Genomic DNA, 26,137 nt, shown 5'->3' with positions numbered 1-26,137 from the left:
ACTCCGAACAACACGTGGTGACTCCGATCGTCCGGGAGTACCGTCACGGGTGGACCAGGAGGAGACCATGGCCGAGCGCCGAAGTGGAAAGCGATTCATCGCCTGGGCGGCGCTCGCCGGCCTGATCAGCGGCGCGGTCTTCCTCGCCGTCGCCGAACTGTTCGCGCTGCTCGTCGCGCGCGCCGCGAGCCCGGTGCTGGCCGTCGGCGGCTTCGTCATCGACATCGTGCCGCAGCCGTTCAAGGAGTTCGCGATCGCGACCTTCGGCGAGTACGACAAGATCGCCCTGCTCGCCGGACTCGGACTGGCGGTGGTCATCGCCTCGGCGATCGCCGGCATCCTGCAACTCGTCCGCGCCCCGCTCGGCGTGATCGCACTCGGCATCGCCGGAGTGCTGTCGACCGCGGCGATCGTGACGCGCGCCGGGGTGACACCCCTGGCCTTCCTGCCTCCTGTGCTCGGCACGGTCGCGGGGGCCGTCATCCTCGTGCTGCTGATCCGTCGCCTGCGCCGCTGGCGCGAGGCCGCCCTGGCCCCGGCCGCGGCGAAGAAGCCCGCCGTCGACCCGTCGACGCCCCCGATCACCAAGCCGTCTCCGACCGACCTCCCCGCCTCCGCGACGAACGCCGGTGTCAGCCGACGCGGATTCTTCGGTCTCGCCGCGATCGCCGGTATCTCGGCCGTCGTCGTCGGGGTCGCCGCGCGCGCCGTGAGCATGACGGTCTCGTCGGTGGAGAGCATCCGCAAGGCGTTGAAGCTCCCCACCCCGGCCAGCACCGTCACCATCCCGGATGGCGCCGAGCTCGACGTGCCGGGGATCAGCCCGCTGTTCACCCCCAACGAGGACTTCTACCGGGTCGACACTGCGCTGACCGTTCCCACCATCGACCCCGACACGTGGCGTCTCGTGATCGACGGCATGGTCGACGAGCGGGTCGAGATGAGCTTCCAGGATCTGCTCGACATGGGGCTCGACGAGTACGTCATCACCCTGACCTGTGTGTCGAACGAGGTCGGCGGCGAACTCGTCGGCAACGCGAAGTGGCTTGGGGTGCCAATCCGCGACGTGCTCGCGAAGGCCGGGGTGAAGTCCGGTGCCGACATGGTGCTCTCGCGCAGTGTCGACGGTTACACCGCCAGCACGCCGTTGGAGTCACTGACCGATGACAACCTCGACGCGATCCTCGCGGTGGCGATGAACGGCGAACCGCTGCCGCTCGAGCACGGGTTCCCGGTACGGATGGTCGTGCCCGGTCTCTACGGCTACGTCTCGGCGACGAAGTGGCTCACCGAGCTCAAGGTCACGACCTTCGCCGACGATGAGGCCTACTGGACCCCGCGCGGCTACAGCGCCGAGGCGCCGATCAAGTTCTCGTCGCGCGTCGACACCCCGAAGCTCGGCGAGGCGGTCGAGGCCGGACGCATCCCGATCGCCGGGGTCGCCTGGGCGCAGTCGGTGGGCATCGACCGGGTCGAGGTCAGCATCGACAACGGCGAATGGACGCCGGTGACGCTGTCGAAGGCCATCAACGACGACACCTGGGTGCAGTGGTTCATGGAATGGGACGCGACTCCGGGCACCCACTACGTGGCGGTGCGCGCGATCAACAAGAACGGCGACACGCAGATCGAGGAGCGCGCGCCGATCGCGCCGAACGGCTCATCGGGCTGGCAGCGATCGCTCGTGCGGGTGAACTGACCGGTGCAGGCCCGCATCTCGCGGCCTAGGGTGGACGCATGACGTCGCCCTCTGCCTGCGTGATCACCGTGTCCGATCGATCGTTCGCCGGAGAGCGCGAGGATCGCGGCGGCCCCATCGCCGTCGGCCTCCTGCGCGAGGCGGGCTGGCACTGCCCTGATGCCGAGATCGTCGCCGATGGCGCCGCCTCGGTCGCCGATGCTCTGCGACGCGCACTGGCCCGCGGCGCGAAGCTGATCGTCACGACCGGTGGCACCGGCATCGCACCGCGCGACGAGACGCCCGAGGGCACCCGTCCGGTGATCACGCGCGAGCTTCCGGGGATCGCCGAGGAGCTGCGTCGTCACGGTCTCGCCGACACCCCCAAGTCAGTGTTGTCGCGGGGCCTCGCGGGCGTCGTCGATCCGTTCGGCGCCCTCGTCGTGAACCTGCCCGGTTCGACGAATGCCGTGTCGTCCGGCATCCCGATCGTGCTCACGGTCGCCGCGCACATCGTCGACCAGCTCGCCGGCGGGGACCACGGATGAACGACGTCCGCATCGCCGCGATCGTCGAACACCCGCTCGACCTCGACGCGCACCTCGCCGCCGTCGACGACCCGCGTCTCGGTGCGGTCACGACCTTCATCGGGCGTGTGCGCAACAACGACCCCGACGCCGAGACCCCGGTGATCGGGCTCGAGTACAGCGCCCATCCGGATGCCACCGTCACGCTGCGACGCATCGCCGCGGATGCCGTGGGTGAGACCGGCTCGCTCGTCGCGGTGAGTCACCGCATCGGTCAGCTGGCGGTCGGAGACGCCGCCGTCGTGATCGCGGTGGCGTCCGCGCACCGGGCCGAGGCCTTCGCCGTTTGCCGCGAGATCATCGAGGCGATCAAGCGCGACCTCCCGGTGTGGAAGCGGCAGCACGAGTCCGACGGCACCTCGTCGTGGAAGGGTATCGGCGGCTGACCCTTCGTCTCGCTGCGCTCGCTCAGGGACCGCCGAACGCGACCCGGTCCCTGAGCGAGGAGCGCAGCGGCGAGACGAAGGGCGCCGCCACGCGAAGGGCTGTGTCGTAGCGGGCTCAGCCGCCGGCGAACGGCGGGAGCACGTCGATGAGCTCGACTCCGTCGAGGGGGCGATCGTCGTCGGTGCGCACGCCGTCGACAATCACGGCGCAGCGCGGCAGGATGTCGGCGAGTGCCGGGTGCTCGGCGACCACCGCGGCCCGGAGCGCGGCCAGCGTGGTCTCGGTGCGCTCCTCGGCATCCGTCCCCGCCGCTTCGGCGGCTGCGGCGAAGTAGCGCACGCGGGTCATGCGGATGCCTCGCCGGAATCGGACTCGCCGGGGCGCACCCAGTCGCCGGAGCGCCCGCCCGACTTGGCGGTGATGCGCACGTCTTCGATGACGACCGAGCGGTCGAGTCCCTTGACCATGTCGACGACCGCGAGTGCCGTGACCGAGACGGCGGTGAGCGCCTCCATCTCGACACCGGTGCGGTCGGCGGTGCCGACGGTGGCTTCGATCTGCACGCCGTCGTCGACGATCTCGAGGTCGACGCTCGCCCGATGAACGCCGATCACGTGGGCGAGGGGCAGGAGGGATGCCGTCGACTTCGCGGCCTGGATGCCGGCGATGCGCGCCACGGCGATGACGTCGCCCTTGGGTGCGCTGCCGTCGCGCAGCGCGGCGACCACGTCGGCGCTGCAGCGCACGAACCCACGGGCGGTGGCGGTGCGGACGGTCGGCTGCTTGAGGGTCACGTCGACCATGTGTGCGTGACCGGCGGCATCCAGGTGGGTGAAGCTCATTCCACCAGCATGACATCGATCCGATCGCCGACGGCGACCGCCTCGACGTCGGCGGGAACGATCGCGAACGCCTGCGCTCGCGCGAGCCCGCCGGCCAGGTGCGATCCCGAGCCTCCGGCCGTCGCGGGGCGCACGGTTCCGGCGACGAGGTCGACCACGGCGGGAAGGTACTGGCGCCGGGCCGGAGGCGTGGTCCACGCGGCATCCGCGGTCAGAGAGGTGCGCGTGCGGTGGATCACGCTTCGCCCCTGCAGGGCCAGCAGAGCCGGGCGCACGAACACCTCGAACGACACGGCGACGCTCACCGGGTTGCCGGGCAGGCCGAAGACGAGCGTTCCCGAGTCGAGCACGCCGAAGGCCTGGGGCTTGCCGGGCTGCATCGCGACGCTCGCGAACTCGACCTCGCCGCCGCCGTCGAACGCCCCGCGCACCGGCTCGTAGGCACCGGCACTCACACCGCCGGTGAAGACGATCACGTCGGCGGCGAGGGAGACGGCCTCGGCCGTGACCGCGCGCACGGCATCCGCTTCGTCGGCCACGCGGGCGACCAGCACCACCTCGGCATCCGCTCCGGCGACCAGCAGCTCGAGGAGTGGGCCGTTCGAATCGGGGATGCGCCCCCGCGCGACGTCATCGCCGGGGGCGAGCAGCTCGCTGCCGGTCGACACCACGGCCACGCGCGGCGCGCGGGTCACGGCGACCTCGGCGATCCCGGCGGCGACGGCCGCGGCGATCTGGAACGCACCGAGTCGCTCGCCGGCGCGCACGACGGGATCGCCGGTGCCGAGGTCGGCGCCCCGGCGTCGGACGAATGCGCCCGGCTTCGCCGGCGCGCGCAGTACCTGCACCTCGCGGAGCGAGTCGGCGAGACCCCCTGCGGTGTCTTCGAAAGGGACGATCACGTCGGCGTCGGACGGCGTGGGCGAACCGGTCATGATGCGGGCCGCCTCGCCGGGAGCGAGTGTCGGGTCGTCCGAGACCCCGGCGGGCAGATCGGCGACGACGCGCAGGGTGACGGGGGCGTCGGCGGAAGCCGTGGCGACATCGGCGAACCGCACGGCGAACCCGTCCATCGCCGAGTTGTCGAACAGGGGGATGTCGTGCGCGGCGGTCGCGTCGGCGGCGAGGGTGCGCGCGGCGGCGTCACGGATCGCGCGGGTCTCGTGCGGGAGAGGGCGCACCGCATCCAGCACGCGCGCGAGCTGCTCCTCGACCGTGCGGCGGCCTCCGGACGTGGCGCTCATACCGAGGCCTCCGTCGCGATGCGTGCCGGGCCCGCTGGTCGAATCGCGACCTCGTGCTGGCGCGCCGTGAGGGCGTCGATCACGGCGAGGCGGCCCACGAGAGGGGTGCCTGCTCCGGTGACGAGCTTCACGACCTCGCCCGCCAGCATCCCGCCGACCTGCACGCACAGCGCACCGAGCACGCCGACCTGCGCGCAGCTCGGCGGCTCGCCCTCGGTGCCGATCGGGAAGAGGTCGGCCAGCACGACGGCATCCGATTCGGGCGGATCCGACCAGAAGACCGTCACCTGCGCATGCCATTCCTGCACGGCGCCCCAGACGAGCGGAACGCCCAGGGCTTCGGATGCCGCAGCAACGGCTCGACGCGTCTCGAAGGAGTCGCTCGTGTCGACGACGATGTCGGCACCGGCGAGCAGCCGTGCAGCGTTGCCGGGGTCGAGGCGCTCGGCCGCCTCGGTGACGACGGTCTGCGGCGCGAGCGCCGTGATCGCGCGCGCGGCGGATGCCGTCTTCGGCGTGCCGATGTCGTCGACGCGGTGCGCGAGCTGGCGTTGCAGGTTGGTGAGCTCGACCACGTCGTCGTCGATGACGGTGAGGGCTCCGACCCCGGCTGCCGCGAGGGCGAGCAGCACGGGGGACCCGAGTCCACCCGCGCCGACGACGGCGACGTGCGCGGCATTGAGGCGCCGCTGACCCTCTTCGCCGATGCCGGCGAGCACGGCATGGCGCGCGGTGCGCACGAGCTCGGTGGGATCGAGGGCCGGTGCGGGGGCGACGAGCGGGTGCATGGGTTCAGGGTATGCCGTCGTTCCGCTCGTGGGGTGGGTGCCGAAGGCGGTGAGGGGTCACAACACGCCGCGCGGGGGTCTTGCGTTGCGGCGTGTCCTGACCCCTCACGGCGGGGTGGTCGTGAGGGAGGTGTGCGCCGGGTCCGCGGGTGCGGATTTTTTCGGGAAACTCTTCCTTATGTGCGGTACGGTCGAGACATGCAGACCTATCGGATAGCCCGCGCCGCGCAACTGCTCGGGGTCAGCGACGACACGGTGCGCCGCTGGATCGACCAGGGGCTGCTGCCTGTGACCGACTCCACGCCGGCCGAGATCCCCGGTGACGCGCTCGCCGCCCGGGCGATCGAACTCGCCGACGAGGGGCCCGCGCAGGGCGATGTGCTCTCGAGCGCCCGCAATCGTTTCGTCGGCATCGTCACGCGCGTGCAGATCGAGGGGCTGATGGCGCAGGTCGACATCCAGGCCGGCCCCCACCGCGTCGTCTCGCTCATGTCCGCCGAAGCCGCGCGCGAGCTGCGGCTCGAGGTCGGCTCGCTCGCCACCGCCTCCGTCAAAGCGACGCAGGTCGTCATCGACGTCCCGAAGGGTTGATCATGCACCGCTCTCTGCGTCGCGCCACCGTCGTCGGCATCGCCGCGCTCGCACTCGCGCTCGCCGGCTGCGCGAGCGCCGCGCCGTCTGCGCCCGCCACATCGTCGACGGATGCCGCCGCCGACACTCTCGACGGCGAGCTCTCCGTCTACGCCGCAGCCTCGCTGGCGGGTGCCTTCGACGAGATCGCCGCGGCGTTCACGGCCGAGCACCCCGACGTGACCGTCGTGCCCGTGTACGACGGCTCCTCGACGCTCGTGACGCAGATCGGTGAGGGTGCGCCGGCCGACGTCTTCGCCTCGGCCGACGAGGCCAACATGGACAAGGCCGGCGACGCCGCCGTCGATCCGGAACTCTTCGCCTCGAACACCCTCGTGATCGCCGTTCCCGCCGGCAACCCGAAGGGCATCGCCGACCTCGCCGACCTCGCCGGCGTCACGACGGTGCTGTGTGCCGCCGAGGTACCGTGCGGCGCGGCATCCGCGAAGCTCCTCGACGCCGCCGGCGTCTCGATCGAGGCCGCGAGCCTCGAGCAGAACGTGACGGCGGTGCTCACGAAGGTCGAGACCGGCGAAGCCGACGCCGGCCTCGTCTACGCCACCGATGTGATCGGCCGCGACGACGTCGAGGCGGTCGTGCCCGAGAATGCCGACGACGTCGTGAACCACTATCCGATCGCCGCCCTCGAGGATGCCCCGAACCCGGATGCCGCGCAGGCCTTCGTCGACTTCGTGCTGTCGGATGCCGGACAGGCCATCCTCGCGGAGTTCGGATTCGGGAAGCCGTGAGCGCGACCCGCGTGCCGGGGTACGCCCCGCGCGCGCTCGCGATCCCCGCGACGGTCGGGCTCGTCTTCCTGCTGCTGCCCCTGATCGCGCTGATCTCGCGGGTCGAGTGGGCCACGTTCCTCGACGACGTGACGTCGGATGCCGCGCGTTCCGCACTCGCCCTCTCGCTCGGCACCGGGCTCGTCGCGACGCTCCTCTGCATCATCGTCGGTGTGCCGCTCGCGCTGTTCATCGCGCGCTCGGGGGCCCGCGTCGCGGCGGTGCTGCGCGCCGTGGTGACCGTGCCGCTCGTGCTGCCGCCGATGGTCGGCGGTGTCGCCCTTCTCTATCTCTTCGGGCGTGCCGGGTGGCTCGGCGGGCTCGGCCTGTCGTTCAGCACCCCGGCGGTCGTGCTGGCGCAGTCGTTCGTCGCCCTACCGTTCCTCGTGCTCGCCGTCGAGGGTGCCGTGCGCGCCTCGGGCGTCGACCACGAGCGCACGGCCGCTGCACTCGGAGCCGGACGCTGGACGATCCTGCGCCGCATCACCCTCCCCCTCGCCGCACCCGGCATCGTGGCGGGCGTCGTGCTGTGCTTCGCCCGGGCGATCGGCGAATTCGGGGCGACCGCGCTGTTCGCCGGCAACCGACCCGGCGTCACGCAGACCATGCCGCTCGCGATCTACACCGCGTTCAACGGCGCGGGGGTGACGCAGGGGGCGGCGGTCGCTCTCGCCCTGCTGCTGCTCGCCACGGCGATCATCGTGCTGCTGCTCGTGCGGGGTTGGCGTCCGGGGGCTGCGCGATGACGGCGCTGCAGGGCCGAGTGGTCGTCGCGCGCGAGCATTTCGTGGTCGATGTCGCGCTCGAGGTGGCCGCGGGCGAGACCGTCGCGGTGATGGGACCGAGCGGGGCGGGCAAGTCGACGCTGCTGCAGGCGCTCGCAGGCCTCGTGCCCCTCGGCGGCGGCGAGATCTCGGTCGACGGGCGCGTCGTCGACCGGGTGTCGTCGCCGCGCGTGCAGGTCGCCCCCATGCACCGCGGAATCGTGCTGCTCGGGCAGGACGCCCGCCTCTTCCCGCATCTCTCGGTGCGCGAGAACGTCGCCTTCGGCCCGCGGTCGGCGGGCGTCGCGGCTCGTGTTGCCCGGGCATCCGCCGACGAGTGGGTCGCGCGCGTCGGGCTGCCCGGCGCCGGCGATCGCATGCCGCACGAACTGTCGGGCGGCGAGAGCCAGCGCGTCGCGGTCGCCCGCGCGCTCGCCGCCTCACCGAAGGCCGTGCTGCTCGACGAACCGCTCGTCGCGCTCGACCCCGACACGGCGGCCGGCATCCGTCGCATGCTGCGGGAACAGCTCGACGGCGTCACGACCGTCGCCGTCACCCACGACGCCGCCGATGCGATCGCGCTCGCCGACCGGCTGCTCGTCATCGAGGCGGGACGGGTCACGCAGAGCGGGCCGGTGCGCGATGTGCTGGGCGAGCCGGCGTCGGACTTCGTGGCCAGCATCGGCGGGGTGAACCGCCTCGTCGGCGTCGCGGACGGCGGGGACTGGGTTGCCGGCGAGGTGCGACTCGCGAGTGCGGATGCCGCGTCGAGGGCGCTCGCCGCGGTCGACGGGGCGCCGCTGGCCGCGGTGTTCCGCCCGGGGGATGTGCGGCTGGTCGGGGGCGAGAGGGCGGGTGCGGACGCCTGGGCGGTCACCGTGACGGACCTGGAGCAGACCCTCAGCGGCGTGCGCGTGCGGACCGGTGTCGGGGTCGTCGACGTGCCGCTGGCGGATGCCGGGGGGCTCGCGGTCGGGGGTACGGTGCGCGTGCGGATCGACCCGGGCACCGTGCGGTTCGTGGCCGTCGACTGATTCGGCCACGGCAACCGTCCGGTGGCGTCCGCCCCACGGCCCTCCGTGCGCCCTGGCAATCCCCCGTCGATCGCCGACGCGCCCGCCCCGACCGGTATTCCACGGGTTAGTCTCGGAGGATGACGGGGACAGTGGGGCAGCGATGACGGCCGTACCGGTCGTGATCGGCCGCCGAGCGCCTGCCGACGCGCCACGCGAGCGGGCGGAGATCGATCCGCGCGGACTCGTCGACACGCATGGCCGTGTGCACCGCGACCTGCGCATCTCGCTCACTGATCGCTGCTCGCTGCGCTGCACCTACTGCATGCCCGAGCAGGGCAACGAATGGCTCGCGCGCACGAGTATCCTCTCGACCGACGAGATCGTCGAAGTCGCCGAGGTCGCCGCATCCCTCGGCATCCGCACCTTCCGCCTCACCGGGGGTGAACCGCTCCTGCGTCCCGACATCGTCGACGTCGTGCGGCGTATCTCGCGCATCCAGGGCGAGGACGGCCCGGTCGAGGTCGCGATGACGACCAACGGCATCAGCCTGGCGCAGAAGCTCCCCGCACTCATCGACGCCGGCCTCGCGCGCCTCAACATCAGCATCGACACGATCGACCGGCAGAAGTTCGCCGACCTCACGCGGCGAGACCGGCTCGACGACGTCTTCGAGGGGATCGCGGCGGCCGCGGCATCCGGTCTGCGCCCTCTCAAGCTCAACGCCGTCGCGATGCGCGGAGTGAACGACGACGAGCTCGCCGACCTCGTGGCCTTCGCGATGGAGGTCGGTGCGCAACTGCGCTTCATCGAGCAGATGCCACTCGACGCCGGGCACACGTGGGATCGCGCGACGATGGTCACGCGCGAGGAGATCCTCGAGGCCCTCGGCGAGCGGTGGTCGCTGGACCCGGTGCCGGGGCGCGGGGGAGCGCCCGCCGAGAAGTGGCGCATCGACGGCGGACCGCACAAGGTCGGCGTGATCGCCTCGGTCACCGCCCCGTTCTGCGGCGCGTGCGACCGGCTGCGGCTCACCGCCGACGGACAACTGCGCAATTGCCTCTTCTCGAACGACGAGTACGACCTCACGGGGCTGCTGCGGGGCGAAGCATCCGTTCCCGGTCAGCGCGATGACGCGATCGCCGACCTGCTGCGCTCCTGCATCCTCGGCAAGCTGCCGGGGCACGCGATCGACGACCCGTCGTTCCTGCAGCCCGCGCGCGGGATGAACGCGATCGGCGGCTGAGCGGGCCCGTCTCCGCGGTTACGCGCACGGCGGGTGGCACTAACTCAGGAAAATCTCGTCGAAACGCGCTGAAACCGGGCTCGAAGGGGCAATCTGACCCGTTCTTCCTGAGTTGGTGCACGCGTTCGCCCGGCGAGCGTCGGGGCCGGAGTGGCCGCGCGCCGACGATTTCTCCGGAGTTGTGCGCGGGGTGGGTGGCACTAACTCAGGACAAACGGGCTGAATCGCGCCGAAACGGTGGTCGGAAAGGGCGACCCGTCCCGTTCTTCCTGAGTTAGTGCACGCCCCGCCCCGGCATCAGCCGAGGAACTCCCGCGCGGCGGTCGACATCGCGGTGACCCCGACCTCGATCGTCGGGTGGATGACCGGCGCAAAGTACGGCGAGTGGTTGGTGGGGATGTCCTTGTCGAGCGTGCCGCCGGCCATCGCCGCTGCGAACGTCGCCGGGTCGACGCCACCCCAGAACCAGAACACGAGGGGCGCGCCGGTGTCGCGGGCGAACCACGAGACGTCCTCGCTGCCGGTGAACATGCCGGGATCGACGACGGATGCCTCGCCGAGAACACTCTGCAGTGCCCGGGTGACGCGCGCCGTGGCATCCGCATCGTTGATCGTGGGCGGCAGGGTGTGGTCGGTGCGGATCTCGGGCTCGCGCTCGGCTCCGGATGCCGCGGCCTCGGCGCGCACGATCCGCTCGACGCTCGCGAGCACGCGGTCGCGCATCTCGTCGTTCGGGTAGCGCAGGCTGAGCTCGAGCTTCGCCTCGGCCGGGATGATGTTGTTCTTGAGGCCGGCGTGGATGGAGCCCACGGTCACGACGGCGACGTCGCGCGGGTCGACCTCGCGTGAGGCGATGGTCTGCAGGCGCATGACGGTGGCGGCTGCCATCACGATCGGGTCGATCGTGGAGTGCGGGCGCGAGCCGTGCCCGCCGCGGCCGTGCAGGGTGACGGTGAGGCCGTCGGATGCCGCCATCTGCGTGCCGGGGCGCACACCGATCGTTCCGGCGGGCAGCGGGGTGACGTGTTGGCCGAGCACGATGTCGGGCTTCGGGGCGATGTCGAGCAGGCCGTCGTCGAGCATCGCGCGGGAGCCGGCGCCGTACTCCTCGGCCGGCTGGATGAGCACGACGAGGGTGCCCGACCAGTCGGCGCGATCGGCCACGAGCTTCTCGACGGCACCGATCATCGCGGTCACGTGCATGTCGTGGCCGCACGCGTGCATGACCGGCACCGTGTTGCCGGCGGGGTCGATGCCGGTCGCGGTGCTGGCGTAGGCGAGGCCGGTCTGCTCGCCGACGGGGAGGGCGTCCATATCGGCGCGCACCCACACGACGGGGCCGTCGCCGTTGGTCAGGATGCCGACCACACCCGTCACTCCGACGCCCTCGTGCACCTCGAGTCCGAGGTCGCGCAAATGGCCGGCGGCGATGCCGGCGGTGCGGGTCTCCTGGAAGGAGAGCTCGGGGTGCTGGTGCAGGTCGACGTAGAGCGCTTCGAGATCGATCGTCATGGCCCGAGCCTATCCGGCGGGCCGGTATGCCGCCCGGGCGTCGCCCCCGGCTCAGGCGCCGGCGACGTAGGTCTCGAGGGCGGGGCCGGGCCGCAGTACCGCGGTGACGATCGCCCGGATGGCGAAAGCGCTGGTCTCGCCGAGCTCGATGAGGTCGGGGTGCAGCAGCCACTGCAGTTGCAGGCCGTCCATGACGGCGAGGATGCTGGCGGCCGCCGCCGCGATCGTGTCGGGCTCGGTGACCCCCTCCTGTGCGCAGAGCTCGCGGAACGCCGCGGTGACCTCGCGGCGGAGGGTCGTGTAGCGCTCCTCGAAGTACTCGCGCCCGGGGTGGTGGTCGGTGACCGACTCCGATGACAGCACGGTGTACGCCTGCACGATCCCGGGGCGCAGCTCGTTCGCGAAGGCCGTGCGTACGAGGTGCAGGAAGAGTTCGGGGCCATCGGGGATGTGCTTCTCGGCGAGGTCGGCCACGTCGGCCTGGTCGCGGTAGGCGAGCACCTCGAGCAGCAGCTTCTGCTTCGACCCGAAGTGGTGGAGAACGCCGGCGTGGGTCATGCCCACCTGCTCGGCGACGTCGGCGAGCGTGCCGTTGGTCGATCCTTTGTTGCCGAAGATCTCGACGGCGGCCTGGAGGATCGACTCGCGCTTGGCGCGGGTCGCCGGGCGCACCCGCGACTTCTCGCTGCTCTCGTTCACGCGACCCCCGTCTTCGATGTTCAGGCTTGCCATCTTACTCACCAGTAGGTAACCTCACGAAAGCTTACTTTCTCGCCAGTAAGCAAATCACGACGCCGCCGAGCGACCGACCGCTCGACGGCAACGCAGCACAATGACCCGTGCCCCAAGGAGAAGCAATGAAGCTCAGAAGGTCCTTGATCGCCCTCGCGGCGGTCACCGCGCTCGGCACCACCGCGCTCGCCGGATGCTCGTCCGGTGGATCATCGGATGCCGGTGAGGGCTCCGGCTCCGCCGCCCTCACGATCGCCAAGCCGGACGGCGCGATCACCACCGAGTCGAACAACCCCTACGTCGGCGACTCCGCCGCCTCGAAGTACGGGTACGGCAAGGTCATCTTCGAGACCCTCGGGCTCGTGAACCAGACCGGCGACCGCGGAGTCACCCCGTGGCTCGCCGAGAGCATCGAGTGGAACGACGACTACACGCAGCTCACGGTCGTGCCCCGCGAGGGCGTCACCTGGAGCGACGGCGAGCCCTTCACCGCCGACGACATCGTCTTCACCTACGAGCTCGTCTCGACCCCCGCGCTCGACACCGCCGGCCTCAAGTTCGAGGGGGCGACCGTCGACGGCGACGCCGTGACCCTCACGTTCGGCGAGTCGAAGTACGTCAACCAGGCGCGCGTGCTGCACGTGCCGATCGTGCCGAAGCACATCTGGGAGAACCTCGACGAGCCCGCCACCGACCCCGTCCTCGGCGACGACCTCGTCGGCACCGGCCCGTACGCGATGTCGAACTGGTCGACCGAGTCGGTCACCCTCGAGGCGCGCGACGACTACTGGGGCGGCGACCTCGCCGTGCCCGAGCTGCACTACGTCTCGTACGGCGACAACACGGCGCTGACCACCGCTCTCGCGCAGGGCGAGGCGGACTGGGCGCAGGCGTTCATCCCGCAGATCCAGCAGCAGTTCCTCGACGCCGACCCCGAGCACAACCAGTACTTCGTGGCTCCGACCACGGGCTCGGCCACCCTGTTCATGAACCTGCAGGAGAAGCCGTTCGACGACCCGGCGTTCCGTCAGGCGCTCGCCTGGGTGATCGACCGCGACGCCTACGTCGACATCGCCCGCGAGGGCGCCAGCGAGGCCGTCTGGTCGGTGACGGGTCTGTCGTCGATCCTCGAGGACGAGATCCAGCCCGAGTTCGAGGGCCAGAACTACGAGGTGGATGCCGAGAAGGCCCGCGACCTGCTCGAGGGAGCGGGCTACACCTGGAAGGACGACGCGCTCGTCGACCCCGACGGCGCCCCCGTCTCGTTCACGCTCTCGGTGCCCTCGGGCTGGAGCGACTGGAACACCGCGCAGGAGCTCATCGCCGAGGACGTCAAGGAGTCCATCGGCGCCGAGGTCAAGATCGACATGCCCGACTGGGGCGGCTGGGCCGACCCGCGCGACAACGGTACGTTCTCGGCGATCATCCACTGGCTGGAGGACAGCGGCACGGCCTACGGCCTGTACACCTCGACCATGGATCCGCGGTGGATCTCGCCGGAGGGCGTCGCCGGATTCAACTTCGGCCGGTTCGAGGACCCCGCCGCGACCGAAGCGTTGAACACCTACGCGAACGCCTCGTCGGACGAGGAGCGCACCGCGTCGCTCGACACGCTGCAGAAGATCTTCGTCGAGCAGGTGCCGGCGATCCCGCTCGGCGCGCACCCGCTGCTGGGCGAGTTCAACACGCGCAACTATGTCGGCTGGCCGTCGGAGGACGACCCCTACGCCTCGGGTGACCCGACGCAGCAGAACATCGTGCTGATCCTCACGAAGCTCAAGCCGGCCGAGTAGACCACAACGAGGAGGCCGGGGCTTCGACAGGCTCAGCCACCCACGCGGTCCTGAGCCTGTCGAAGGCCCTCGCCCCGCCGGTACTGGGTCCCCTGAGCCTGTCGAAGGGCCCCAGTGCCGCACCCCCACGAAGGAACCCCCATGCCAGACCCCCTGCTCACCGTGCGCGACTTCTCGGTCGTGTACGACGTCGACCCGCCCGTCGCGGCGGTGAAGAACGTCACCCTCGAACTGCAGCGCGGCGAGATCCTCGGTCTCGCCGGCGAGAGCGGATGCGGCAAGACCACGCTCGCGTACGGTGTGCAGCGTCTGCTGCGGGCGCCGGCTGTGATCACCGGCGGCGACGTCACGTTCCACGACGCGTCGGGCGTCGACGTCGACATCAACTCCCTCGACGTCGATGCGATGCAGCGCTTCCGCTGGGACAAGGTGTCGATGGTGTTCCAGGGCGCCATGAACGCCCTGAACCCGGTGGCGACGATCGGTTCGCAGCTCGAGGACGTGTTCGAGATCCACCGTCCCGACATGAACCGCCGTCAGCGGCGGGCCGAGGCCGAAGAGCTGCTCGAGATCGTGAAGGTGGGGCGGCAGCGCGTGCGCTCCTTCCCGCACGAGCTGTCGGGCGGCATGCGTCAGCGCGTGATGATCGCGATGGCGCTCGCTCTGCGACCGCAGCTGATGGTGATGGACGAGCCGACCACCGCCCTCGACGTGCTGGTGCAGCGCGAGATCCTCAAGCAGATCTCGCAACTGCGGCACGAGTTCGGCTTCTCGGTGATCTTCATCACCCACGATCTGCCGCTGCTGCTCGAGATCAGCGACCGCATCGCGATCATGCGCGAGGGGGAGATCATCGAGCTCGCCACCGCCGAGCACATCTGGCGGCAGCCGCAGCAGGAGTACACGCGCACGCTGCTGTCGTCGTTCCCCCGGCTCACCGGGGAGAGAGGGGTGCTGGTGCGATGACCACCCTCGAGTTCCAGAACATCACCAAGACCTACACGGTGCGCGGCGCCGGGCAGATCACCGCGCTCGACGACGTGAGCTTCACCCTCGACTCGGGGCGCACGCTCGGCCTCGTCGGGCAGTCGGGCAGCGGCAAGTCGACGATCGCGAAGATCCTCACGCAGCTCGAGACCCCCACGGGCGGGCGGGTGCTGCTCGACGGTGCACCCGTGCCCCGCCGCGGGAAGGGCCTGCGGCGCTACCGCCAGCAGTTGCGCATGGTCTTCCAGGATCCGTTCGCCTCGCTCAATCCCTACCATTCGATCCGCTACCACCTCGAGCGGCCGATCCGCCTCGACGATGTCGTGCCGAAGAAGGAGACGGAGGACGAGGTGCGTCGCCTGCTCGCCCGGGTGCGTCTCGATGCGGATGCCGTGATCGATCGCCGCCCGCACGAGCTGTCGGGCGGCCAGCGTCAGCGCGTCGCGATCGCCCGCGCGCTGGCCTCGCGCCCGTCGATCCTGGTGGCCGACGAGCCGGTGTCGATGCTCGACGTCTCGATCCGCCTCGGCGTGCTGACCCTGCTCGCCGACCTCCAGCGCGAAGAGGGGCTCGGCGTGCTCTACATCACGCACGACCTCGCCACCGCGCGTCACTTCAGCGACGAGATCATGGTGCTCAACCAGGGGCGGGTGGTCGAGTACGGCACCGCCGACGACGTCATCCTGAACCCGCAGGACCCGTACACGCGCGAGCTGCGCGCGGCATCCCCCGATCCCGAGAAGCACTTCGCCTCGGCATCCGCGAACGGAGGCGCGCTGTGAGCACCGCATTCCCCCAGCTCGACGACAACGACCTCATCCAGCAGGACGCGCTCGAGGTCGGCACGACAGCGACGACCGCCGAGCGCGGGCGACGCCCGGTCGCCTGGCGCTTCTTCCTCGGGCGCGCGGGCTTCTACCTGTTCACCCTCTGGGCCGCGATCACGATCAACTTCTTCCTGCCGCGCTTCATGAAGGGCGATGCGGTCAGCTCGTACCTCGCGCGCAACCGCAACGTGAGCCCGGAGGCGGCGGAGTCGCTGCGCATCCTGCTCGGCATCGACAGCGACAAGTCCATCTGGCAGCAGTACGTCGAGTACTGGGGCATGCTGTTCCGCGGCGACCTCGGCATCTCGACGCTGCACGGGCTGCGGCCGGTGGGCGAGGTGCTCGCGGCCGCCCTGCCGTGGACGCTGGGCCTGGTCGGCCTCGCGACGATCATCTCCTTCCTCATCGGCACCGTCGGCGGCGCCATCGTCGGCTGGAAGCGGGGGAGCAGGCTCGACGCGCTCATCCCGATCACGACCTTCTTCAACACGATCCCGTACTTCTGGCTGGGCCTCATCGCGATCGCGATCTTCTCGTCGACGCTCAAGTGGTTCCCGTCGTCGCACGCCTACGACAAGGGGCAGTCGCCCGAGTGGAGCCTCGACTTCATCGGGCAGGTGATCATGCACGGCACGCTGCCCGCACTGACGATCATCATCGCCTCGCTCGGCGGGTGGATGCTCGGCATGCGCAACATGATGCTGACCGTGCTCGACGAGGACTACATCACCGTCGCGCAGGCGAAGGGCATGCCCAACCGGCGCGTCCTCTGGGCCTACGCTGCCCGCAACGCGGTGCTGCCGCAGATCCAGAGCTTCGCTCTGTCGATCGGCTTCATCGTCGGCGGCACGATCGTCATGGAGATGGTGTTCAGCTATCCCGGCCTCGGCAAGCTGCTGCTCGACGCCACCAACGCCAAGGACTTCGCGCTCATGCAGGGCGTCTTCCTGGTGATCACGCTCTCGGTGCTCGCCGCCAACATCCTCGCCGATGTCGTCTACGCGTACCTCGACCCGCGCACCCGCCAGACGGAGGCCTGAGATGACCGTTCCCACCACCACCGGCAGCGCTGCCCCCGACGGGTCGCCCGTCGTCTCGGGCATGCCCGAGACCGCGACGCTGCGCACCCCGGCATCCGTCCCGCCCGAGCGCAAGACCTTCTGGTCGCAGCTCGCGCAGGCGTTCGCGATGTTCCGCAACCGCAAGTCGATCGCGGGGCTCGTCATCCTCGGCGTCTTCGTGCTGATCGCGATCTTCGCCGACTGGATCGCGCCCTACGGCCCGACCCAGAAGGACCGCTCGGCGCTGCGTCAACCGCCGTCGTTCGAGCACTGGCTCGGCACGACGCACATGGGGGAGGACGTGCTCAGTCAGATCATCTTCGGCACCCGCGGCGTCATCGTGGTCGGCTTCCTCTCGGCGGCGATCGCCACGGTCATCGCGATCACGGTCGGCGTCATCGCCGGGTACGTGCGCGGCTGGAAGAGCGAGTCGCTGTCGGCGCTGACGAACGTGTTCCTCGTGATCCCCGGCATCCCGCTGATCATCATCATCGCCTCGCAGTTCGACAACCCGCCGCTCATCCTCATCGCCGCGGTGCTCGGTCTCACCGGCTGGGCGTGGGGTGCGCGCGTGCTGCGCGCGCAGACCATGTCGCTGCGCAACCGCGACTTCATCCAGGCGGCGCGCGCGAACGGCGAGCCCCTGCGCCGCATCATCACGGTCGAGATGCTGCCGAACCTCATGGCGCTCATCGCGTCGAGCTTCGTCGGCACCGTGACCGCCGCGATCCTGGGACTCACCACGCTGGCCTTCATCGGGGTGATCCCGGTGAACAACCTCAACTGGGGCACGATCCTCTTCTGGGCCCAGCAGAACGGCGCGTTCCCGCGGCTCTGGTGGTGGTACGTGCCCGCCGGACTCTGCATCGCGATCATCGGCGTCGCGCTCTCGCTCATCAACTTCGGCATCGACGAGTACGTCAACCCGCGCCTGCGCTCGGCCGGCGAGCGGGCGCGCGCGATGAAGAAGAAGGGGCTCGACGTGAACGACGCCGTCACCGCGGTGCGCAGCATCCCGATGGCGAACACCGATGCTCCGCCCAGCTCGACCCGCGACGATACGACCACGCAGAACTCATCGAACATCTCGACACGGAACGCGAAGTGATGACCTCTCCCACCCTCACAACGGCTCTGCCGTACCAGGACCCCACCCTCTCGATCGACGAGCGCGTCGCCGACCTCCTCGGACGCATGACGCTCGAGGAGAAGGTCGGGCAGATGCTGCAGCTCGACGCGCGCGACGACCTCGACGACCACGTCCTGCGCCGTCATGCCGGGTCGATCCTGCACACGTCGCCCGAGCGGATCCTGCGCGCGAACGCGTTGACCGCCGAGACGCGCCTGCGCATTCCGCTGCTGGTCGCCGAGGACTGCATCCACGGACACTCCTTCTGGCCCGGCGCGACCATCTACCCCACCCAACTCGGCATGGCCGCGTCGTGGGATGCCGGTCTCGTCGAACGGGTGGCCCGGGCCACCGCCGTGGAGGTCGCGGCCACCGGCATCCACTGGACCTTCTCTCCCGTGCTCTGCATCGCCCGCGACCTGCGCTGGGGGCGCATCGACGAGTCGTTCGGTGAGGACCCGTTCCTCATCGGCGAGCTCGCCTCGGCCATGGTGCGCGGCTACCAGGGCGACGGGCTCGACGACCCGACCGCGATCCTCGCGACCGCCAAGCACTTCGCCGGGTACTCCGAGACCCAGGGTGGGCGCGACGCCAGCGAGGCCGACATCTCGCGCCGCAAGCTGCGCTCGTGGTTCCTGCCGCCGTTCGAGCGGGTCGCCCGCGAGGGCTGCCGGGTGTTCATGCTGGGGTACCAGACGATGGACGGCGTGCCGATCACGACCAACGACTGGCTGCTCACCGACGTGCTGCGCGGCGAGTGGGGCTACACCGGCACCCTCGTCACCGACTGGGACAACGTCGGGCGCATGGTGTGGGAGCAGCATGTGCAGCCCGACTACGCGCACGCCTCGGCCGCCGCGACGCGCGCCGGCAACGACATGATCATGACCACCCCCGGGTTCTTCGAGGGCGCGCTCGACGCCGTCGAGCGCGGGCTGCTGCCGGCGGATGCCTTCGACGCCGCGGCCGCGCGCATCCTCACCCTCAAGTTCGAACTGGGTCTGTTCGAGGACCCGCGCCTGCCGCGCGACGACCTCGACGGGATCGTCGGCAGCAGCGCGCACGCCGACCTCAACCTCGAGATCGCGCGTCGATCGATCGTGCTGCTCGAGAATGACGGGGTGCTGCCGCTCTCGGCGTCCACGCCGACGAAGGTCGCCGTCGTGGGACCGCTCGCCGACGACGCGCAGACGCAGCTCGGCGACTGGGCCGGAGGGTCGGGCCAGGCCGGATGGCTCGACGGGCAGCCGCGCGAGATGATCACGACCGTGCTCGACGGGCTGTCGGGCGTCGGCGGCTGGGAGGTCTCGCACGCCCGCGGCGCCCACATCCTCACCCTCGAGGACGACCCGCAGGGCGCGCTGTTCCCCGACGGGCAGCCGCGCCCGCGCATCGTGAAGCCGTGCGCCCCGGATGAGGCACTGATCGCCGAAGCGGTCGCCGCCGCCGAGGCCGCCGATGTCGTGGTCGCCGTCGTCGGAGATCGCATCGAACTCGTCGGCGAGGGCCGCTCGACCGCCACGCTCGAACTCATCGGCGGGCAGAACGCCCTGCTCGACGCGGTGATCGCGACCGGCACACCCGTGGTGGTGGTGCTGATGGCGTCGAAGCCGCTCGTGCTGCCGGCATCCGTCTCGCAGGCCGCCGCCGTGATCTGGGCCGCGAGCCCGGGCATGCAGGGCGGGCGCGCGATCGCCGAGATCATCGCGGGCGAGGTCGAGCCCTCGGGGCGTCTGCCGATCTCGTTCGCGCGCCACGTCGGCCAGCAGCCGACGTACTACAACCAGATCCGCGGCCAGCACGGCGACCGGTACGCCGATCTCACGCAGGCGCCGGCCTGGGGATTCGGAGAGGGGCTGTCGTACACGACGGTCGCGTACTCGGACCTCGCGCTGGAGCGTTCGGAGCTCGGCCGCGACGACATCGTCGTCGGGCACGTGACGGTGACGAACACGGGTGCGCGGCCGGTGCGCGAGACGGTGCAGGTCTACGTGCGGGATGCCGTGACGAGCGTCAGCTGGACCGATCGCGAACTCAAGTCGTACCGCCAGGTCGAGCTCGCACCGGCGGAGTCGGCGCGGGTGCGGGTCGAGGTGCCCGTGGCCGACTGCACGATCGTGGATGCCGCGGGCGTGCGCGTCGTCGAGCCGGGCGAGTTCGCCCTGCTGGTGGGCCCGTCGTCGCGCGAGGAGGTGCTGCTCGGGGTGGAGTTCACGGTGGAGTGACGGCGACACGACGTCGGCGGATAACCTGGCGTCGTGCATCGATATCGCGAGATCGCCCGCGACCTCACGATCCAGATCGCCGACGGGGGTTTCGACGCCTCCGGGATGCTGCCGTCCGAAGCGCAGCTCGCGGCGACCTACGACGTCTCGCGCGGCACCGTGCGCAACGCGCTCGTGCTCATGGCGCGGCAGGGGGCGATCGCTCCCCGCCGCGGGTCGGGCTGGTTGGTGCGCACGGCAGCCCAGAGCCAACGCTTCTCGGAGATGCGGTCGTTCGCGCAGTGGGCGTCGAGCCGCGGCATGGAGCCCGGAGGGCACGTGCTCTCGCAGGTGCGTCGTCCGGCGACCGCGACCGAAGTGCGTCGGTTCCGGGGTGGTCGCGGCATCGGCGAGGTGCTGGAAGTCGTGCGACTGCGGTCATTGAACGGCCGCGTCGTCATGCTCGAGCGCACGGCCTATCCGTCGTGGATCGCCCCGATCATCGAAGAGCTCTCGCCCGACGAACCGTCCGTCGTCGGTGCGTTGGAATCGCGCGGCGTGCGGATGCTCTCCGGGGAGCAGACGATCGACGCGATCGCGGCGTCCAGCGAGGATGCCCGTCTTCTCGGCATCCGACGGTCGAGTCCGCTGCTGCGCGTGCAACGCGTCAGCTATTCCGGCGACGGGCGCGCGATCGAAGCCGGCGACGACCACTACCTTCCCGATGCCATGTCTTTCCAGATGCAGGTGTCGTTGCAGGGATCCTCGCTCACTCGCCACCCGGGCTGAGCCGGGCGCGGGCTGTACAACTGTGCATCGTGGGCTCCCGGATTCGGAGCGGATGCCGTCGCCGTCGCCGCCCGGACGAATCGCGTTCATCGTCCGGTCATCTTGCGGCTGTTCTGTCGCTGCAGGAGGCGATCACGACCTCCGAGGGGCGTCCCGTCGGGGACGCCGACACCGTTCCCGGAAGGATCACGTCAGACATGTCCTCGTCACCTCCCCGCGCGGTGCGCCCCCGTCGGAGTGCGCACCTGCTCGCCGCGCTCGCCGCAGCCGGAGCACTGCTCGTGTCGCCCCTGCTGGCCGCGTCGCCCGCCGTCGCCGCGGCATCCGGCGTCACTCTCGCAAGCTCCGACGTCGCGGTCGGGGGAACCCTCTCGGTCGCGTACTCGACGGATCGCCCGACGGCCACGAACTGGGTGGCGATCTACCCGGAGTCCACGCCCGAGCCCTGCGACGCCTGCGGCATGGCCTGGGCGTATGCGCCCGGCGCGACCGGCACGGTGCAGCTGCCCACGAGCGACCGCACCGGCAACCCGCTTCCCGCGGGGAACTATCGCGTCGAGTACCTCTACAACGACGGCTACTCCCGAGTCAGCGAGCCGACACCGTTCACCATCGCCGGCGGGCCGGTCGTCGAGGAGCCGGGTGAGGGCCCGGAGGTCGACCCGACCAAGCCGATCGACCTGTCGGTCGTGCAGCTCAACGTCTGGGGCAAGACCACCGACGCGACGATGCTCACCGAGATCGGCGCCGATCTGATCTTCGTCGAGGAGGCGCAGAGCGCGACGGCGGCCGTGGCCCGCGACCTCGGCTTCGACTACCACTCCACCGGCGGCAGCGCGGGCGTCATCTCGCGCTACCCGATCGTCGACGCGGGAGTCGTCGCGGTGCCCGGCACCCAGGGCGGTTGGACGAAGGCGATCGTGCAGGTCGGCGACACGCAGATCGCCGCGTACGGCGGCCACCTCGAGTACCGCTACTACGCCACCTACCTTCCCCGCGGATACGCGGGTGACGTGCTCGCCCCCGGGTTCCCGGCCGAGTGGCGCGGGTGGAACAAGCTCGCAGCCCCCGTCACCGACGTGCCGCAGATCCTCGCGGCCAACGAGGCGTCGGGGCGACCGGCCGCCGCCGCCGCGCTGACCGCCGACATGGCGACCGAGCGCACCGCCGGACGACTCACGATCATGGGCGCCGACATGAACGAGCCGTCGGTGCTCGACTGGACCGAGACCACGGCGAACCTCTACGACCACAACGGCGTCGTGGCCCCGTGGAAGACGACCAGCGTGCTCCGTGACGGCGGCCTCGTCGACGCGTACCGCGCCGTGTACCCCGACCCCGTGACCCACCCGGGATTCACGTGGCCGGCCGACACCCCCAACGTCAGCGTCTCGCAGCTCGCGTGGGCGCCCGAGGCCGACGAGCGCGACCGCATCGATTACATCTTCTTCGCGCCGGATGACCGCCTCACCCTGACGGGGACGCGCATCGTCGGACCGAAGGGCGACATCGTGCGCGGCGCCCGCGCCCTGCCGGTCTCGGACGAGGAGATCTTCACTCCGCAGACGCTGTGGACCAGCGACCACAAGGGTCTGCAGTCCGACTTCGTGATCTGCGGCGAGGCCTGCCAGGCGGCGGAGCCCGAGCTCGGCGAGCTCGTCGTCGGCACGCCGTCGATCACCGGAACGGCAACGGTCGGCGCCGAGGTCACCGCGGCGCCCGGCGAGTGGACCGAGGGCACCACGTTCTCCTTCCAGTGGCTGGCGGACGGCGAGGCCATCGAGGGCGCGACCTCGGCCACGTTCTCGATCCCGGCGGACCTCGCAGGCCGCGCGCTCTCCGTACGCGTCGGCGGGACCCTCGAGGGATACGTCCCGGCCGAGGCGACCAGCGCAGCGGTCACCGTAACCGCTGCGGAGGAGCCGGGTTCGGATGCTCCCGCCGTGGTTCTCGGATCGTCGACGGTGGTCGCGGGCGGAAGCCTCAAGATCAGTGGTGCCGGTTTCGCCGCCGGGGCTCAGCTGAAGCTCGACCTGCGCTCCACGCCGGTCGCCCTCGGATCCGTGACCGCGTCGGACGCGGGAGCCTTCTCGACGACCGTCACGATCCCGGTATCCGTTCCGGCCGGAGCGCACACGCTCGTCGTCATCCTCCCCGACGGCACCGAGGTGACCGCCGCAGTGACCGTGACGGCGGCACCGGGCGCCGGTGCGGGTGCGGATGCCGGTGGCGATGCGCTCGCCCAGACCGGTGGAGAGATCCTGATGCCGGCGGTGTGGGCCGCGGTTCTGGCGCTGATGTTCGGCGCGGGGCTGATGGTGCGCCGCCGGGTGCGTCGGTCGTAACGTCACATCCCTGTCAGCCGTGGCCGTCCCGGGTGATGCCGGGCGGCCACGGCTGTTCGAGAAGCGAGTGTCCGAGGCGATCGGGCGTCTCACGCCTCGAGCTGATCGAGGACCAGTTCTCCTCGCGAATTGAGCGCCTCCATCAGGCGTTCGATGCGACGGCCGTCGATCGGCGGCAGAGCCGCCTCGTCGAACGAGAAGACCAGAGGGATGCTCGGATGCATCCAGATGGTCAAACGGCCGGCCGGGTTCTTCACCTCGGGAAGCCACGTCATCATGAAGCTCTCCTGACGACGCAGCTTCGTGCCGATCACGATCTTCAGATGCGCCAGCGTCCGATCATCGATCTCGACCGGAGGACGGGCGCTGTTGTACTCCAGGGTTCCCATGGAGCAACCATACGTCTTCACCGGACTTCTCTCGCAGGGCATCCGTATTCGCGCAACCCCGATCCCGCCCGGGTCGACGCGGGCGTAGGGTTCCGGGAAGGATGGCATGCGAACGATGGAGAGAACAGAGATCCTGATCGACGGCGTCAGCGCGCACCTCGCCCAGGAACAAGACCTCGTCGAGCTCCTGCGACAGATCGAGACGGCGGCGAACGGGCCTGCGGCGTTCGTCGAGTTCGTCGTCGTCGGGAATCGGCGGGTCAAGGTTCTCATCACCCCGAGGTCCCGCGTCGTGATCTCCACCGAGACGGTGCAGCACGACCCCGTGACACGGGGAACGAAGCTTTCCCTTCGGAGGCCTCTTCGACTTCGACCCTGAACCGCTCGGCTGACCGGGGGCGCTGCGGATCGCTCGCCGATGGTGCGGGCGGGCAGGGGAGCCGAGGCGAGGGGGCATGGTGCGTCGAGCCGGGGCTCATCCGCATCGACGGGTGTGCACGGCAGCGGTGCGTCGGGGTCAGCCCGATCAGCGCCAGACGGCGACCAGCACCTTCCCCGATGCTTCCGAGTCGCGAGCCGCAGCGAACGCCGCTTCGATGTCGTCGGCGGCGAACTCGTGCGTCACGACGTCCTCGATGCGAGGCTGCGCCAGCAGCAGCGCGACGGCCGCGTCGATCTCGTCGTTGAATCGGAACGTGCCGAACCAGCGCAGTTCCTTGGAGATGAAGGGCGCGATGTTGATGGGGCGCGGCTCGTTGGGAACCATCCCGACCTGCACGACGGTGCCGGCGATACGAGCCGCCCTCAGCGCCGTCGACACGGATGGGGCGACACCGGAGCATTCGAGCACGACGTCGTAGGCGCTCTCGGGCACCTCATCGCGCGTGACGTCGAACACCTCGGTCGCACCGAGCGCCTTGGCGCGGGAGAGCGGTCCATCGAGCACATCGGTGGCGTGGACCTCCGCGGCACCCGCCGCGACCGCCGCCGCGATCGCGAGCAGACCGATGGGGCCGGAACCGGTCACCAGCACGCGCTGCCCCGCGACATCCCCGGCCTTGGCGAGTCCGTGGAGGGCCACGGCGAGCGGCTCGGCGAGCGCTGCGCGGCGTACCGGCAGCCCCTCGGGAAGCACTCGCAGCATGGCCCGGTCGACGATCAAGAACTCGGACAGCCCTCCCTGCGTGTGCGGCCAGGTCGACGCGCTACCGAGATAGGCACCACCGGGCCACAGGTGCGGCTCATCGGCGATCTTCTCGCTCGGCGTGCCGAAGGTCGCCGGGTGGACGGTGACCGGCGTGCCGGCCGCGAACTCACCGCTCGGGTCGACGTCGACGTGCCCCGACACCTCGTGGCCCGGCACGAGCGGCTCACGCACGACGAACGCGCCGTTCGCGCCCTCGTAGTAGTAGTGGAGATCCGATCCGCAGATTCCGACGTACTCGATGCGCACGCGCACCTGCCCCTCGCCGGGTTCGGGCGTGGGCACGTCGCGGATGACGATGTTCTTCGCGGACTCGATGAAGGCTGCGCGCATGAGGGCTCCCGGGAAAGAGGTGGTGATCGGATCAGACGACGGCCGTCATGCCGCCGTCGACGAAGATGTTCTGCCCCGACACGAAGCTGGACGCGTCGGAGACGAGGAAGAGGAGTGCGCCGTCGAGCTCGGCGAAGTCCCCCCAACGCCGGGCGGGGGTGCGCTCGGTGAGCCAGCCGCTGAACGCATCGTCATCGACGAGCGCGCGGTTCATCTCGGTGGCGAAGTACCCGGGCGAGAGCGCATTCACCTGCACGTTGTGTCGCGCGAGGTCGGCGGCCATGCCCTTGGTGAGCTGTGCGACGCCGCCCTTCGTGGCGGAGTAGGGCGCGATGGTCTGACGCGCGAGCTGCGACTGCACGCTCGCGATGTTGACGATCTTGCCGCTGCCGCGCTCCACCATGCCGGGCGCGACGAAGCGCGCCACGTAGAAGACACCGGACAGGTTCGCCGCGACGATGTCGTCCCAGTCCGAGACCGAGAACTCGGTGAACGGGGCGCGGCGCTGGACGCCCGCGTTGTTGACGAGGATGTCGGGTACCCCGACGGTCTCGAACAGGTCCGTGATGGCCTGCTCGACGGCCGCGGCATCCGTCACGTCGAAGACGACCGCGTGCGCGGGGCGACCACTCAGCCGTTCGGCTTCGAGTCGCGTCGCCTCGACGGCATCCGCGTCACGCCCGTGCACGACGATGCGCGCACCCGCACGAGCGAGAGCGAGTGCGAGGGAGCGACCGAGGCCGCGGGACGACCCGGTGATGAGGGCGAGGCGGTCGGTGACGTCGAACAGCTGAGACATGGGAGTCCTCTCGGAGATGATGCGGATGGAACGAGAACGGGGCGGGCCTGGCGTGTGCCCGACTCG

26 protein-coding genes are annotated in these 26,137 nt (G+C 70.5%); 17 read left to right on the top strand and 9 right to left on the bottom strand.

The genetic code is table 11. The annotated features are described in order from the left end of the window. Nucleotides 1–67: 67 nt before the first annotated feature. From ACIQTT_RS08975 to ACIQTT_RS08965, 3 genes are read left to right on the top strand one after another with little or no spacing between them, the layout of a single operon-like run. On the top strand, nucleotides 68–1,699 hold the full coding sequence (locus tag ACIQTT_RS08975) for a molybdopterin-dependent oxidoreductase (RefSeq protein ID WP_402788686.1): 1,632 nt from the start codon (nucleotides 68–70) through the stop codon (nucleotides 1,697–1,699). A gap of 38 nt (nucleotides 1,700–1,737) precedes the next feature. Beyond that, a complete protein-coding gene (locus tag ACIQTT_RS08970; protein WP_402788684.1) occupies nucleotides 1,738–2,226 on the top strand; it encodes a molybdenum cofactor biosynthesis protein B in 489 nt (162 codons plus the stop codon). After that, nucleotides 2,223–2,651: a molybdenum cofactor biosynthesis protein MoaE gene (locus tag ACIQTT_RS08965; protein WP_402788682.1), complete on the top strand. Its 429-nt coding sequence runs from the start codon at nucleotides 2,223–2,225 to the stop codon at nucleotides 2,649–2,651. The genes ACIQTT_RS08970 and ACIQTT_RS08965 overlap by 4 nt, the downstream gene beginning before the upstream one ends. 115 nt (nucleotides 2,652–2,766) lie before the next feature. Here ACIQTT_RS08965 and ACIQTT_RS08960 read toward each other — a convergent pair whose 3' ends face one another. Genes ACIQTT_RS08960 through ACIQTT_RS08945 form a run of 4 tightly spaced genes read right to left on the bottom strand, consistent with a single transcriptional unit; the run spans nucleotide 2,767 to nucleotide 5,526 of the window. After that, on the bottom strand, nucleotides 2,767–3,000 hold the full coding sequence (locus tag ACIQTT_RS08960; RefSeq protein ID WP_402788680.1) for a MoaD/ThiS family protein: 234 nt from the start codon (nucleotides 2,998–3,000) through the stop codon (nucleotides 2,767–2,769). Beyond that, nucleotides 2,997–3,494 (bottom strand): cyclic pyranopterin monophosphate synthase MoaC, encoded by a 498-nt coding sequence (gene moaC, locus ACIQTT_RS08955; protein WP_402788678.1) that lies wholly within the window; start codon nucleotides 3,492–3,494, stop codon nucleotides 2,997–2,999. The genes ACIQTT_RS08960 and moaC overlap by 4 nt, the downstream gene beginning before the upstream one ends. Next, nucleotides 3,491–4,738: a gephyrin-like molybdotransferase Glp gene (glp, locus tag ACIQTT_RS08950; RefSeq protein WP_402788676.1), complete on the bottom strand. Its 1,248-nt coding sequence runs from the start codon at nucleotides 4,736–4,738 to the stop codon at nucleotides 3,491–3,493. The genes moaC and glp overlap by 4 nt, the downstream gene beginning before the upstream one ends. Continuing rightward, nucleotides 4,735–5,526, bottom strand: coding sequence for a HesA/MoeB/ThiF family protein (locus tag ACIQTT_RS08945; protein ID WP_402788674.1), 792 nt, complete (start codon nucleotides 5,524–5,526; stop codon nucleotides 4,735–4,737). Before ACIQTT_RS08945 ends, glp begins: the two co-directional genes overlap by 4 nt. A gap of 198 nt (nucleotides 5,527–5,724) precedes the next feature. On the opposite strand from ACIQTT_RS08945, the gene ACIQTT_RS08940 reads away from it, so the two are divergent. The 5 genes from ACIQTT_RS08940 (at nucleotide 5,725) to moaA (ending at nucleotide 9,967) form a co-directional block, all read left to right on the top strand. Then, nucleotides 5,725–6,117: a molybdopterin-binding protein gene (locus ACIQTT_RS08940; RefSeq protein WP_402788672.1), complete on the top strand. Its 393-nt coding sequence runs from the start codon at nucleotides 5,725–5,727 to the stop codon at nucleotides 6,115–6,117. A 2-nt stretch (nucleotides 6,118–6,119) separates the two neighbouring features. After that, entirely contained in the window at nucleotides 6,120–6,905 is a 786-nt protein-coding gene (gene modA, locus ACIQTT_RS08935; protein ID WP_402788670.1) for a molybdate ABC transporter substrate-binding protein, read from the top strand. Continuing rightward, the gene (modB, locus tag ACIQTT_RS08930; protein ID WP_402788668.1) at nucleotides 6,902–7,690 is read left to right on the top strand and encodes a molybdate ABC transporter permease subunit; all 789 of its coding nucleotides are present in this window, start codon (nucleotides 6,902–6,904) and stop codon (nucleotides 7,688–7,690) included. The genes modA and modB overlap by 4 nt, the downstream gene beginning before the upstream one ends. Further along, a complete protein-coding gene (locus ACIQTT_RS08925) occupies nucleotides 7,687–8,742 on the top strand; it encodes an ATP-binding cassette domain-containing protein (protein ID WP_402788666.1) in 1,056 nt (351 codons plus the stop codon). The genes modB and ACIQTT_RS08925 overlap by 4 nt, the downstream gene beginning before the upstream one ends. Nucleotides 8,743–8,884: 142 nt before the next feature. Beyond that, entirely contained in the window at nucleotides 8,885–9,967 is a 1,083-nt protein-coding gene (gene moaA / locus ACIQTT_RS08920; protein WP_402788664.1) for a GTP 3',8-cyclase MoaA, read from the top strand. Nucleotides 9,968–10,264: 297 nt separating this feature from the next. On the opposite strand, the gene ACIQTT_RS08915 is transcribed toward moaA, so the two are convergent. After that, a complete protein-coding gene (locus ACIQTT_RS08915) occupies nucleotides 10,265–11,479 on the bottom strand; it encodes an amidohydrolase (RefSeq protein ID WP_402788662.1) in 1,215 nt (404 codons plus the stop codon). Between the two features lie 51 nt (nucleotides 11,480–11,530). Further along, entirely contained in the window at nucleotides 11,531–12,211 is a 681-nt protein-coding gene (locus ACIQTT_RS08910; RefSeq protein WP_402791157.1) for a TetR/AcrR family transcriptional regulator, read from the bottom strand. Between the two features lie 125 nt (nucleotides 12,212–12,336). Here ACIQTT_RS08910 and ACIQTT_RS08905 point away from each other — a divergent pair, with 125 nt between their 5' ends. The 8 genes from ACIQTT_RS08905 (at nucleotide 12,337) to ACIQTT_RS08870 (ending at nucleotide 23,346) form a co-directional block, all read left to right on the top strand. Continuing rightward, entirely contained in the window at nucleotides 12,337–14,004 is a 1,668-nt protein-coding gene (locus tag ACIQTT_RS08905; protein WP_402788660.1) for an ABC transporter substrate-binding protein, read from the top strand. 141 nt (nucleotides 14,005–14,145) lie between these two features. Next, nucleotides 14,146–14,970: an ABC transporter ATP-binding protein gene (locus ACIQTT_RS08900; protein ID WP_402788658.1), complete on the top strand. Its 825-nt coding sequence runs from the start codon at nucleotides 14,146–14,148 to the stop codon at nucleotides 14,968–14,970. Then, a complete protein-coding gene (locus ACIQTT_RS08895) occupies nucleotides 14,967–15,773 on the top strand; it encodes an ABC transporter ATP-binding protein (protein WP_402788656.1) in 807 nt (268 codons plus the stop codon). The genes ACIQTT_RS08900 and ACIQTT_RS08895 overlap by 4 nt, the downstream gene beginning before the upstream one ends. Then, nucleotides 15,770–16,858, top strand: a complete 1,089-nt coding sequence (locus ACIQTT_RS08890; RefSeq protein ID WP_402788654.1) for an ABC transporter permease — start codon at nucleotides 15,770–15,772, stop codon at nucleotides 16,856–16,858. Before ACIQTT_RS08895 ends, ACIQTT_RS08890 begins: the two co-directional genes overlap by 4 nt. 1 nt (nucleotide 16,859) lies before the next feature. Then, nucleotides 16,860–17,987: an ABC transporter permease gene (locus ACIQTT_RS08885; protein ID WP_402788652.1), complete on the top strand. Its 1,128-nt coding sequence runs from the start codon at nucleotides 16,860–16,862 to the stop codon at nucleotides 17,985–17,987. Further along, on the top strand, nucleotides 17,987–20,233 hold the full coding sequence (locus ACIQTT_RS08880; protein ID WP_402788650.1) for a glycoside hydrolase family 3 N-terminal domain-containing protein: 2,247 nt from the start codon (nucleotides 17,987–17,989) through the stop codon (nucleotides 20,231–20,233). Before ACIQTT_RS08885 ends, ACIQTT_RS08880 begins: the two co-directional genes overlap by 1 nt. Before the next feature lie 33 nt (nucleotides 20,234–20,266). Next, nucleotides 20,267–21,001 carry a GntR family transcriptional regulator gene (locus ACIQTT_RS08875; RefSeq protein ID WP_402788648.1) on the top strand — a complete coding sequence of 245 codons (735 nt, stop codon included), beginning with the start codon at nucleotides 20,267–20,269 and terminating at the stop codon, nucleotides 20,999–21,001. 197 nt (nucleotides 21,002–21,198) lie between these two features. Then, nucleotides 21,199–23,346 carry an endonuclease/exonuclease/phosphatase family protein gene (locus ACIQTT_RS08870; RefSeq protein WP_402788646.1) on the top strand — a complete coding sequence of 716 codons (2,148 nt, stop codon included), beginning with the start codon at nucleotides 21,199–21,201 and terminating at the stop codon, nucleotides 23,344–23,346. An 89-nt stretch (nucleotides 23,347–23,435) separates the two neighbouring features. Here the strand turns inward: ACIQTT_RS08870 and ACIQTT_RS08865 are convergent, their stop codons facing one another. Then, nucleotides 23,436–23,735, bottom strand: a complete 300-nt coding sequence (locus ACIQTT_RS08865) for a hypothetical protein (protein ID WP_402788644.1) — start codon at nucleotides 23,733–23,735, stop codon at nucleotides 23,436–23,438. 115 nt (nucleotides 23,736–23,850) lie between these two features. Between ACIQTT_RS08865 and ACIQTT_RS08860 the strand changes: the two genes are divergently transcribed. Then, a complete protein-coding gene (locus ACIQTT_RS08860; RefSeq protein WP_402788642.1) occupies nucleotides 23,851–24,114 on the top strand; it encodes a hypothetical protein in 264 nt (87 codons plus the stop codon). Nucleotides 24,115–24,261: 147 nt separating this feature from the next. On the opposite strand, the gene ACIQTT_RS08855 is transcribed toward ACIQTT_RS08860, so the two are convergent. Further along, nucleotides 24,262–25,272 carry a zinc-binding dehydrogenase gene (locus ACIQTT_RS08855; RefSeq protein ID WP_402788640.1) on the bottom strand — a complete coding sequence of 337 codons (1,011 nt, stop codon included), beginning with the start codon at nucleotides 25,270–25,272 and terminating at the stop codon, nucleotides 24,262–24,264. Between the two features lie 31 nt (nucleotides 25,273–25,303). Next, nucleotides 25,304–26,071, bottom strand: coding sequence for an SDR family oxidoreductase (locus tag ACIQTT_RS08850; protein WP_402788638.1), 768 nt, complete (start codon nucleotides 26,069–26,071; stop codon nucleotides 25,304–25,306). Between the last annotated feature and the right edge of the window lie 66 nt (nucleotides 26,072–26,137).

This window comes from Microbacterium sp. NPDC090225 (assembly GCF_044772365.1).
In the GTDB taxonomy this organism is placed as follows: Bacteria; Actinomycetota; Actinomycetes; order Actinomycetales; family Microbacteriaceae; genus Microbacterium.
The sequence above is the reverse complement of the archived record's forward strand: the minus strand, read 5'-3'. Positions and strand labels throughout refer to the sequence as shown.